This window comes from Cellulomonas fimi, from assembly GCF_028527925.1.
Taxonomy (GTDB): domain Bacteria; phylum Actinomycetota; class Actinomycetes; order Actinomycetales; family Cellulomonadaceae; genus Cellulomonas; species Cellulomonas fimi_C.
In genome coordinates, this window is the sequence record NZ_JAPESW010000010.1 from 59,074 (window position 1) to 69,569 (window position 10,496).

10 protein-coding genes are annotated in these 10,496 nt (G+C 74.5%); 8 read left to right on the forward strand and 2 right to left on the reverse strand.

The window, feature by feature from the left end:
• Positions 1 to 58: 58 nt before the first annotated feature.
• A complete protein-coding gene (locus tag OMK64_RS07030) occupies positions 59 to 2,308 on the reverse strand; it encodes a HelD family protein (protein ID WP_272727367.1) in 2,250 nt (749 codons plus the stop codon).
• 217 nt (positions 2,309 to 2,525) lie between these two features.
• On the opposite strand from OMK64_RS07030, the gene OMK64_RS07035 reads away from it, so the two are divergent.
• From OMK64_RS07035 to OMK64_RS07055, 5 genes are all read left to right on the forward strand, one after another.
• Positions 2,526 to 3,758: a PP2C family protein-serine/threonine phosphatase gene (locus OMK64_RS07035; RefSeq protein ID WP_308201776.1), complete on the forward strand. Its 1,233-nt coding sequence runs from the start codon at positions 2,526 to 2,528 to the stop codon at positions 3,756 to 3,758.
• Complete coding sequence (locus tag OMK64_RS07040; protein ID WP_272727368.1) at positions 3,755 to 5,338, forward strand: sensor histidine kinase; 1,584 nt, start codon at positions 3,755 to 3,757, stop codon at positions 5,336 to 5,338. The genes OMK64_RS07035 and OMK64_RS07040 overlap by 4 nt, the downstream gene beginning before the upstream one ends.
• 11 nt (positions 5,339 to 5,349) lie before the next feature.
• Complete coding sequence (locus OMK64_RS07045) at positions 5,350 to 5,790, forward strand: response regulator (RefSeq protein ID WP_272727369.1); 441 nt, start codon at positions 5,350 to 5,352, stop codon at positions 5,788 to 5,790.
• A gap of 97 nt (positions 5,791 to 5,887) precedes the next feature.
• Entirely contained in the window at positions 5,888 to 6,820 is a 933-nt protein-coding gene (locus tag OMK64_RS07050; protein WP_272727370.1) for a proteasome assembly chaperone family protein, read from the forward strand.
• Between the two features lie 271 nt (positions 6,821 to 7,091).
• On the forward strand, positions 7,092 to 7,295 hold the full coding sequence (locus tag OMK64_RS07055) for a cold-shock protein (RefSeq protein ID WP_013770758.1): 204 nt from the start codon (positions 7,092 to 7,094) through the stop codon (positions 7,293 to 7,295).
• 52 nt (positions 7,296 to 7,347) lie between these two features.
• On the opposite strand, the gene OMK64_RS07060 is transcribed toward OMK64_RS07055, so the two are convergent.
• Positions 7,348 to 8,247: a spermidine synthase gene (locus tag OMK64_RS07060; protein ID WP_276595689.1), complete on the reverse strand. Its 900-nt coding sequence runs from the start codon at positions 8,245 to 8,247 to the stop codon at positions 7,348 to 7,350.
• Positions 8,248 to 8,310: 63 nt separating this feature from the next.
• Between OMK64_RS07060 and OMK64_RS07065 the strand changes: the two genes are divergently transcribed.
• The 3 genes from OMK64_RS07065 to OMK64_RS07075 are packed head-to-tail and all read left to right on the forward strand — an operon-like array spanning position 8,311 to position 10,495.
• Entirely contained in the window at positions 8,311 to 8,796 is a 486-nt protein-coding gene (locus OMK64_RS07065; RefSeq protein WP_272727372.1) for an SAV_6107 family HEPN domain-containing protein, read from the forward strand.
• A complete protein-coding gene (dinB, locus tag OMK64_RS07070) occupies positions 8,793 to 10,064 on the forward strand; it encodes a DNA polymerase IV (protein WP_272727373.1) in 1,272 nt (423 codons plus the stop codon). Before OMK64_RS07065 ends, dinB begins: the two co-directional genes overlap by 4 nt.
• Positions 10,065 to 10,099: 35 nt before the next feature.
• Positions 10,100 to 10,495, forward strand: a complete 396-nt coding sequence (locus OMK64_RS07075; protein WP_272727374.1) for an SCO2097 family morphological protein — start codon at positions 10,100 to 10,102, stop codon at positions 10,493 to 10,495.
• The last annotated feature ends 1 nt before the right edge of the window (position 10,496 follow it).

The window sequence follows — 10,496 nt, forward strand, 5'->3', positions numbered from 1 at the left end:
GCCCGCGACCCAAGACGGTCCGGTCCTCGGACACGCTCCGCCCGGCGGCGGCGACGCGTCAGCGCGTCGTCCACCCGGCGGGCAGCGCGGTGCTGTGCAGCACGCGCAGCGCGCGCGTCGGCCGGGTCATCGCGACGTACAGGTCGCCTGCCGACGCGGCGAGGACGTCGGCGGGCTCCACGAGCACGACCACGTCGAACTCCAGGCCCTTCGCCTCGCGCGGCGTCAGCAGGACGAGCGGTGCGTCGAGGTCGGCGCTCGACGCGCCGGCGCCCAGCACCGCGGGGGTCCCGGCGTCGCGCAGCGCCTCGTGCACGCGGGTCAGGTGCGCGGGCGTCCCGACGACCGCGACGCGGCCGGCGCCCGAGGCGTCGCTCACCTCGGTGACCGCCTTCTCCGCGTACCGGGCGGCCGACGCGCCGAGGGCGTCGGACCCGACGCCCTCCACGACAAGCGCGTCGGGCACGTCACGCGCGGACGTCAGCGGGCTGACGGGCAGGCCCGCGGCGACGGCGACGCGACGCGCGGTGTCCGCGACGACGGCCGGCGTCCGGTAGTTGACGGTGAGCTCCGCGAGCCGCCACGACGAGCGCAGCACGGGGTCGAGCATGCGCGCCCAGTCGCGCGCACCCGCGGCGGCCGTCGTCTGCGCGACGTCGCCCACGATCGTGAGCGAGCGCGTCGGGACGCGGCGCAGCAGCGCGCGCCAGGCCATCGCGGACAGCTCCTGCGCCTCGTCGACGACGACGTGCCCGTAGGTCCAGCTCCGGTCGGCCGCCGCGCGTTCCGCCGTGGTCAGCGCGGGCCCCGACGACGCGAACCGGTCGGCGAGCATCTCCGCCGAGACGAGCGCACCGCTCCCGGTGGACTCGAGCACCTGGCGGGCGTACTCGAGCTCCGACTGGCGCCGCTCCGCGGCGGCCCTGGCCTGCGCGCGAGCGGCCTGGTCGTCCTCGCCGAGCAGCTCCGCGGCCTCGTCGAGCAGCGGCACGTCGGCTGGCGTCCACGGCGCGTCGGGGTCGCGCGCGAGCAGCCGGCGCTGCGCGGGGGACATCTGCGGTGCCGCGGACTCGAGCCGCCACGGCTTGGCCCACAGGTCCGCGAGGAGCTTCTCCGGCGTCAGGGGCATCCACGCGAGGTTGAGCGCGATGCGGATCTCGCGCGTGGTGCGCAGCTCCTCGAGGATCTCGCCCCGCTCGTCGGCCGGGATCTCGCCGCCGAGCTGCTGGACGTACTGCTCGGCGAGCCGCGCGAGCATGTCGCGCACGAAGCCGACGCGCGCGAGGTTGTGCGGCCGATGGTTGCGGCGAGCGCGCGCGATCGCGGACGCGACGTCCTGGGGGCGCACCACGATCGTCCGCCCGTCGACGCGCACGGTCGTCGGCTCGGCGGGCACGCGCTGCCGGTCGCGCACGGCGCGTGCGACGACCGAGGCCATGACCGCGCGCCCCTTGAGCTCGGCGACCGCCTCCGGCTCCGTCCCCGTCGCGACGAGCCCCGGCACGAGCTCGGCGACGGTCGTCGTGACCACGCCGGTCTCGCCGAGCGCCGGGAGCACCTGGTCGATGTAGCGCAGGAAGGTCCGGCTCGGACCGACCAGCAGGACGCCCGAGCGCTCGAGGACGCGCCGGTGCGCGTAGAGCAGGTAGGCGGCACGGTGCAGCGCGACCGCCGTCTTGCCCGTGCCCGGGCCGCCCTGCACGACGAGCGCGCCGTGCAGCTCGTCGCGGATGATGCGGTCCTGCTCGGCCTGGATGGTCGCGACGATGTCGCCCATCCGGCCCGTGCGCCCGGCCGCGAGCCCGGCGAGCAGCGCGCCCTCGCCCGACAGGCCCGACAGGCGCGCGTCGTCACCGTCGGCGAGGAGGTCGAGGTCGAGCACCTCGTCCTCGACGCCCGTGACCGTGCGTCCGCGCGTGACGACGTGCCGCCGGCGGACCACGCCGTCGGGCTGGGCCGCGGTGGCCCGGTAGAACGGCTGCGCGGCGGGTGCGCGCCAGTCGGTGAGCAGCGGAGACTGCTCCTCGTCGGTCAGCCCGATGCGACCGACGTAGCGCCGCACGCCGTCCTCGAGGTCGAGCCGGCCGAACACGAGGCGCTCCTCGACGGCCTCGAGCTGCGCGACGCGGTCCTCGTAGAGCGTCGCGAAGGCGTCGCGCTCGCTGCGGTTCTGCGGCGAGCCCGACGGTCCCGACCGGCGGACCCGGGCGAGGCGGTCGCGCGTCTGCGCCCGCAGGTCGTCGAGCCGCGCGTAGAGCCCGTCGACCGTCCGCTGCTCGGCGGCGAGCTCTGCCTCGATACCTGCCACGTGCGCGATCCTCCGTCCGCGGAACGGTGCTCCGCTCGAACCTGCCGCTCGTTCACCCGGTCGGGTCGACCGGCGCCGAAAGCGGCCGTCCATTATCCGCCACGACCGCGCCGCCTCGCACCGCCCCGCACGCCACGGCTCGCGAACCTGCGACGACGCGGGACGCGCGAGGGCGTCGCGGGGCCTAGGCTTCCCCCAGCCCGACGAGAGGAGAGCCGTGACCCACGCGACGACCGCGGGCGACGACGCCCGCGGCACCGCCACGCCCGGTCCCGTCGGCTCCCGCGACGGTGTGGTCCGGATCCTCCTGGTCGAGGACGACGACGGCGACGCGCTCCTCGTGCGGGAGCACCTGAGCGACGCCGGCCTCCCGGTGGACCTCGTGTGGGTGCGCTCCCTCGACGAGGCGCTCGAGCACCTCGACGTCGACTGCGTGCTGCTCGACCTGGGCCTGCCCGACGCCATGGGCATCGGCGCGCTCGAGCGGCTGCTCGGCGCCGGTGCCCCCGCGGTCGTCGTCCTGACCGGTCTGTCGGGCTCCGACGCGGGCGTACAGGCGGTCGCGGCGGGCGCGCAGGACTACCTGGTCAAGGGCGAGGTCGACGGCGAGCTGCTCTCGCGCTCGGTGCGGTACGCGGTCCAGCGCCGCCGGCTCGAGGAGACCGACCGCGCGCTGTACCGCAGCCTGGTCCGCGCGGAGGAGACCACGCGCCTCGAGCGCGCGCTGCTGCCCACCCCGGCCGTCCGGGACGAGGGGCTCGAGGTCCGGGTGGGCTACCGCGCGGGGCGCGACGGCCTGCTCGGCGGCGACTTCTACGACGTGGTCGAGCTGCCCGACGGGCGGGTCCTCGCCCTCGTCGGTGACGTGTGCGGCCACGGTCCGGACGAGGCGGCGCTGGGCGCGACCCTGCGCACGGCCTGGCGGACGCTCGTGCTGGCCGGGACCCCGGCGGGGGAGATCCTCGGTCTCCTGGAGCGCGTGCTCGCGTTCGAGCGCGCGCGTCCGGAGGTGTTCACCACCGCCACCATGGTCGTCGTCTCCGCGGACCGCACGAGCGCCGACCTGTACCAGGCCGGGCACCCCGTGCCGTTCCTGCTCGGCCCGCCGTCGGCGCTCCTGCCCACGCAGCGGCGCGGTCGGGCGCTCGGCATCCCCGTGCCGGGCGGGTGGGAGCCGGAGCGGCTCGCGCTCGACGGCACCTGGCGGATCCTCATGTACACCGACGGGCTGCTCGAGGCCACCGTGCACGGCGGCCCCGAGCGCGTCGGCAAGGCCGGCCTGCTCGCCGTCGTCGACCGGGTCCTCGCCGCGGAGCGACCGACCGTCGCGCGTGCGGACGACGCCGACCCGGTCGACGTCGTCGAGCGTGTGCTGCACGAGGTCCGCGAGCTGCACGGGGGCGACCTCGTCGACGACGCCGCCGTGGTCCTGCTCGGGTGGGGTGCATGAGCGCACCCGTCACGACCCCCGTCCGGGGGCGGGTGACGCTGCGGCGCCGCCTGCTCTCGCTGCTCGTCACGGCCGGCGTCGTCCTGGCCCTCGTCGTCGTCGGCGCGACGTTCGTCCTGTCGCGCGTGGTCGAACGGCAGGAAGCGGTCACGCAGACCTACTTCGAGGCGATCACGCAGGCCGACGGCGCCTACATCCAGCTCGTCGACGCCGAGACGTCGGTGCGCGGCTACGCCCTGACGGGCGACGACGTGACGCTCGAGCCCTATCAGCGCGCGCTCGAGGACGACCTCTCCTTCCGGGTGCTCGCGGAGCGGGAGAGCGCTCGCGGCGCGGACGCCGAGCTCGTGGCGGCCGCCCGGGCCGCGGCGGAGGCCGGGGCGCGGTGGAACGAGGAGTTCGCCCAGCCGGTCATGGCGCACGTCGCCTCCGAGGGCACCTCCGCGGTCACCACGGAGGAGATCGAGGCCGGCCGCGAGCTGTTCGACGACGCGCGCGCCAAGGCGGAGACGTACATCACGCTGCTGCGCGACCGGCGCCAGGACGCCGTCGACGAGCTCTCGCACTGGATGCTCGTCGCCGCCCTGTCCGTCGTGCTGCTCGTCGTCGCGGCCGTCGGCGTCGGCGTCGCCCTCTGGGTCGCGCTGCGCCGGTGGGTCCTCGAGCCGCTCGGCGACCTCGCGGCCGACGCGCGGGCCGTCGCGTCCGGTGACCTCGCGCACCCGGTCGACGCGACCGGGCCGGGAGAGATCGCCGACCTCGCGGACGACGTGGAGCGCATGCGCGTCGCGCTCGTCACCGAGGTCCGCGCGGTCGAGCGGTCGCGCGCGGAGATCACCGACGCGCACGACCAGCTGACCGCCCAGGCCGAGGAGCTGCGCCGGTCGAACCGGGACCTCGAGCAGTTCGCCTACGTCGCGTCGCACGACCTGCAGGAGCCGCTGCGCAAGGTCGCGAGCTTCACGCAGCTGCTCCAGAAGCGCTACGGCGGCCAGCTCGACGAGCGCGCCGACCAGTACATCGACTTCGCGGTCGACGGCGCCAAGCGCATGCAGCGGCTGATCAACGACCTGCTGGGCTTCTCGCGCGTCGGCCGGCACGGCGGCGAGGTGAGCGACGTGCACCTGGAGGCGGCGCTCGCGGAGGCGATCGACAACCTCGAGGAGCGCATCGCCGAGACGGGCGCGGTCGTCACCCACGACCCGCTCCCGACCGTGCGCGGGGAGGAGGCGCTGCTCGTCCAGCTCTTCCAGAACGTCGTCGGCAACGCCGTGAAGTTCCGCCACCCCGACCGCGTCCCGCACGTGCACCTCGGCGCGCGTCTCGTCGGCGACGAGTGGCAGCTCGAGTGCCGCGACAACGGCATCGGCATCGACGCGCAGTACGCCGAGCGGGTCTTCGTGATCTTCCAGCGGCTGCACGCGAAGGACGTCTACGAGGGCACCGGGATCGGGCTCGCGCTGTGCAAGAAGATCGTCGAGTTCCACGGCGGGCGGATCTGGATCGAGCCGTCGCAGGACGTCGGGACCCGTATCCTCTGGACGTTGCCCGCACCGGCGACCGACACCTCTACCGTCTGAACGGAGCTCCCGTGCCCTCCAGCACCAAGGTCATCGACGTCCTTCTCGTCGAGGACGACCCGGGCGACGTCCTGATGACGCGCGAGGCCTTCGAGCACAACAAGGTCCGCAACCGCCTGTGGGTCGTGGCGGACGGCGTGAGCGCGATGGAGTTCCTGCGCAAGGAGGGCGAGCACGTCGAGGCGCCCACGCCCGACCTGATCCTGCTCGACCTGAACCTCCCGCGGATGGACGGCCGCGAGGTGCTGCAGGCGCTCAAGGCCGACGAGTCCCTGCGCTCGATCCCTGTCGTCGTGCTGACGACGTCGGAGGCGGAGGAGGACGTCGTCCGCAGCTACTCGCTGCACGCCAACGCCTACGTCACCAAGCCCGTCGACTTCGACCGGTTCATCGACGTCGTCCGTCAGATCGACGAGTTCTTCGTCGAGGTCGTGCGTCTGCCCGGTCGCTGAGTCGCTGAGCGGCGGGAAGACTTCCGGCCCTCCGGGCGTTGTGGCGGGCGTACCCACCCGTGGCGGGTGGGCGGTCTGAGGAAGGCGAACGCCCACGATGTTGGACCCCAGCGAGATCTACGACGTCGACCCGCAGGCGGCTGCGGCGCTCGAGGAGCGCGCCCGGGAGGGCTCGGGCCCCGTCCTGGTGCACGCGGTGCGCGGGTTCGTCGACGCCGGCAGCGCGGGGCAGCTCGTCGCCGAGCACCTCACGGAGGAGCTGGGCTCGACGCGCCTCGTCACCTTCGACGTCGACCAGCTGCTCGACTACCGCTCGCGCCGGCCGGTGATGACGTTCGACTCCACGACGTGGAGCGACTACGCCGACCCTGAGCTCGTCGTCGACGTGCTCGAGGACGCGGCGGGCGTCCCGTTCCTGCTGCTGCACGGCTCCGAGCCCGACGTGCAGTGGGAGCGGTACGTCGCGGCCGTGCGGCAGATCGTCGAGCGCTTCGACGTACCGCTGACGATCGGCGTGCACGGCGTGCCCATGGGCATCCCGCACACGCGCCCGATCTCGGTGACGGCGCACGCGACGCGGCCCGACCTGGTCGCGGACCACGCGTCGTGGTTCGGCCGGGTGCAGGTGCCAGCGAGCGCGAGCGCGCTCCTCGAGCTGCGCCTCGGGCAGTCCGGGCACGACGCCATGGGCTTCGCGGTGCACGTCCCGCACTACCTGGCGCAGTCGTCCTACCCGCAGGCGAGCGTCGCGGCGCTCGAGGGGATCGAGCGCGCGACGGGCCTGGACCTGCGCGTCGCCGCCCTGACGGACGCGGCGAAGGACGCCGAGCGGGAGATCGAGCGCCAGGTCGCGGGCTCCGAGGAGGTCTCGACGGTCGTGCGCGCGCTCGAGGAGCAGTACGACGCGTTCGCGCGCAGCATCGGTCGCACGAGCCTGCTCGCGGGCACGACGGACCTGCCGACGGCGGAGGAGCTCGGCGCGGAGTTCGAGCGCTTCCTCGCCGAGCAGGGCGGTGACGAGGCGCGCTGAGCGCCGACCGCGACCGTTCCGCGACCGGATGTTTACCGGATCGTTGTCGAGTCGCACCGTGCGCGTGCCCGAAACCGTGGCGTGGCGTAGGTCACCGTGCGAGGATGCACACGTTGCAGTGACGTACTCGTTTGACCGGCGCCGGCCCGCTCACCTGGGCTTCGGTACCTTCCAGCCCTCGGCTGGTCCACCCGGTGCAGGACGTGAGGCATTGCGGCACGGCTCGGGCAGAGGGTCTGGGCCGTCACCGGTTGGACAGAAGGAAACGGTCATGGCACAGGGTGCTGTCAAGTGGTTCAACGCCGAGAAGGGCTACGGCTTCATCGCGCAGGACGGCGGCGGCGCTGACGTCTTCGTCCACTACTCCGCGATCGACACGCAGGGCTACCGCTCGCTCGACGAGGGCCAGCGCGTCGAGTTCGAGATCACGCAGGGCGACAAGGGCCCGCAGGCGGAGCACGTCCGCCCGCTCTGAGCCCGCCCGCGCGCCGCACGCGCGCTCCGCACGGTTCCCACAGGGCCGCACCTCACGGGGTGCGGCCCTGTGCGTCGTCCGGGTCCCGCAGGACGCCGGCGCCGCCCGTGAACGCGACGACCTCGTCGCCGTGCAGCAGACGCGCGGGGGCGGGCAGGCTGCGCACCGCGCGCGCGAGCGCGGGGGAGGCGAGCAGCTCCGGGTCGTCCGTCGCGGCGAGCACCACGTTGCCGTAGCCGCGACCGCGCAGCAGACCCGGCTCGGCGACGACCGCGACGTCGTCGAAGACGTCGGCGAGCGTGGCCGCCTCCGAGCGTGCGTCGGCGAGCGGCGGCCGGTCGGCGCAGTTGACGAGGTACACCCCGCCGGGCCGCAGGACACGTGCGACGTCTGCGGCGACCTCGCGCGTGCGGACGTGCGGCGGGGTCGTGTCGCCGGAGAAGACGTCGCGCACGACGACGTCGGCCGAGCCGTCGGCGAGGCGCGCGAGCTGCTCGCGGGCGTCGCCCGCCCGGATGCGCAGCGCAGGCGCGCGCGGCAGGTCGAACCAGCCCCGCACGAGCTCCGGCAGCGCGGTGTCCAGCTCGACCGCGAGCTGCTGCGAGCCGGGCCGCTCGGCGTCGATCGCGCGCGCGAGCGCGCAGCCCGCGGCGCCGAGGTGCACGACCGACAGCGGCGAGCCCGGGGGGCCGACGCGCTCGAGGACCGCGGCCATCTGCTGCATGTACTCGAACACGAGGCGCGACGGGTCGGCGACGTCCAGGTACGAGCTCGGCACGCCGTTGACGAGCACCGTGACGCCGTCGGGGTCGTCCGGGTCGCGCTCGAGCTCCACCGTCCCCGTGGGGATCGCGACGGGCCCCGTCGGCCACGGGGTCCGCGCCGCAGCCCGCCCGGGGCGTGTGGGTCCCCGGTGCGATCCTGAGGGTCGACGTGAGGTGCGGTCGGGCATGCGGCCACCGTACGGCGTTGACGGGATCGAACAGGTGTTCGATACTGGAGGGGAGGAGGCGCGATGGACACCACGACCGTAGGCACGGGCACGCAGGGGCACGGCGCTGTCGTGCAGCGACTCGACGCGGCACGCACCGCGCCGCGCGCTGCCGAGCTCCTCTCCCGGGCCGACGCCGAGCTCCTCGCCGCCCAGTTCTCCTCCGAGGCGTGGGAGCAGTTCTCGCACGCGCACCTCGCCGCCCTGCGGGCCGGTGCCGCGGTCATCGCGTCGCGCGGTCGCCCGGCGGGTCGTCGCGCGCTGCGGACGGTGTGGGAGATCCTCGACGTCGTGGCCCCCGAGCTGACGTCCTGGAGCGGGTACTTCGCCGGCGCCGCGGCGCTGCGGTCCGCGGTCGACGCCGGCCGTTTCGACGCGGTCAGCCCCGGGCGCGCGGAAGAGGCGGTGTGCGCCGCCGAGGACTTCGTCGACGCCGCACGCGCACTCGTCGAGGCTTCGTCGCCGGCGCTGTCGTCCGTGCCACGCATGCTCGCGGTGACCGCGTCGTGAGCCGAGGCCCACGAGCCGCGGCGGCCCGGCGCGACTGGGGCAGCGAGGAGGACGGCTGCTCGATCCTCCACGTCGACATGGACGCGTTCTTCGCGTCGGTCGAGCTCGCCCGGCGGCCGCAGCTGCGCGGGCTCCCGGTGATCGTCGGGGGTGCGCAAAGGGGCGTCGTCCTCGCGGCGACGTACGAGGCGAGGGCCTTCGGCGTCCACTCCGCGATGCCCATGACCGCGGCGCTGCGCCTGTGCCCGCAGGCGGTCGTCGTGCCGCCCGACCACTCGGCCTACCGCGACGTGTCGCAGGGCGTCATGCGGATCCTGCACGACGTGACCGCGCTCGTGGAGCAGGTGAGCGTCGACGAGGCGTTCCTCGACGTCGCCGGTGCACGGCGCCGGCTCGGCGCGCCCTCGACCATCGCCGCGTCGATCCGCCGCCGCGTCCAGGCCGAGTTCGGCATCACGTGCTCGGTCGGGATCGCCGCCACCAAGTTCGTCGCGAAGCTCGCGTCGGGGCACGCGAAGCCCGACGGTGTCCTGCTCGTGCCGCGGGCGGCGACGCTCGAGTTCCTGCGCGTGCTGCCGGTCGGCGCGCTGTGGGGCGTGGGCGAGCGAACCGAGGCCGCGCTCGCGCGGTGGGGGATCCGCACGGTTGCGGAGCTCGCCGACAGCGACGTCACGACCGTGCAGCGTGCCGTCGGCAAGGTGGCCGGTGCGCACCTGTTCGACCTGTCGTGGGGGAGGGATCCCCGGCCCGTGCAGCCGCACCGCGAGGAGAAGTCGGTCGGCGCGGAGGAGACGTTCGTCGAGGACGTCGCGGACCTCGGGGTCGTGCAGGCCAAGGTGCTCGAGCTCGCGGACCGCTGCGCGGTCCGCCTGCGGCAGAAGGCGTTCGTGGCACGGACCGTGACGGTGAAGCTCCGCACGTCCGACTTCCGGACCCTCACCCGGTCGCGCACGCTCACGACGCCGAGCGACGTCGGTCGCGAGCTGTACCTCGTCGCACGCGAGCTCGTCGCCGGCGCCGACCTCGGTGGTCTGCCCGTCCGGCTCGTCGGGGTCCGGGCGGAGGGCCTCGAGCCTGTCGCGGCGACCGTCCGTCAGCCGACCCTCGAGGAGGCCGTCGCCGAGCCGACGCCCGACCGACGCGACGCTGAACGGGTGATGGACGAGGTGCGTGCACGGTTCGGGGCGGCTGCCATCAGGACGGGCGTCCATTCATCCGACCCCGACGCGCGCTCGACTACCACCTTCGTTCCCGCGGATCTATCCTGAACCCGTCACGGATCCACAGCCCAACGGGGGTCGGAATGCCTCTCTCCGAGTACGAGCAGCGCGTACTTGAGCAGATGGAGCGCCAGCTCACCTCTGACGACCCGCGCTTGGCCAACACGCTCACGCAGCGTGGCCGCCGGCCCGTCAGTCGGTATCTCATCGCCGGCGCCGGCGCAGCCGTCGGTCTGCTCCTGCTCGTGCTCGGTGCCGCCGGCAGTCTGCCCCTGCTGGGCGTCGTCGGCTTCGTCGTGATGTTCGCGGGCGTCGCGTTCGCGTTCGCCGACCCGCACCGCAGCTCGCGCCGCCACGGTCCGCAGGGCGTCGTGCAGGCGGACGGCGCCGTCCGCCGCGCACCGCAGGCCCGCAAGAGCGGCTTCATGTCGCGGCTCGAGGAGCGCTGGGACCGCCGCCGGGGACAGCAGGGCCGCTGAG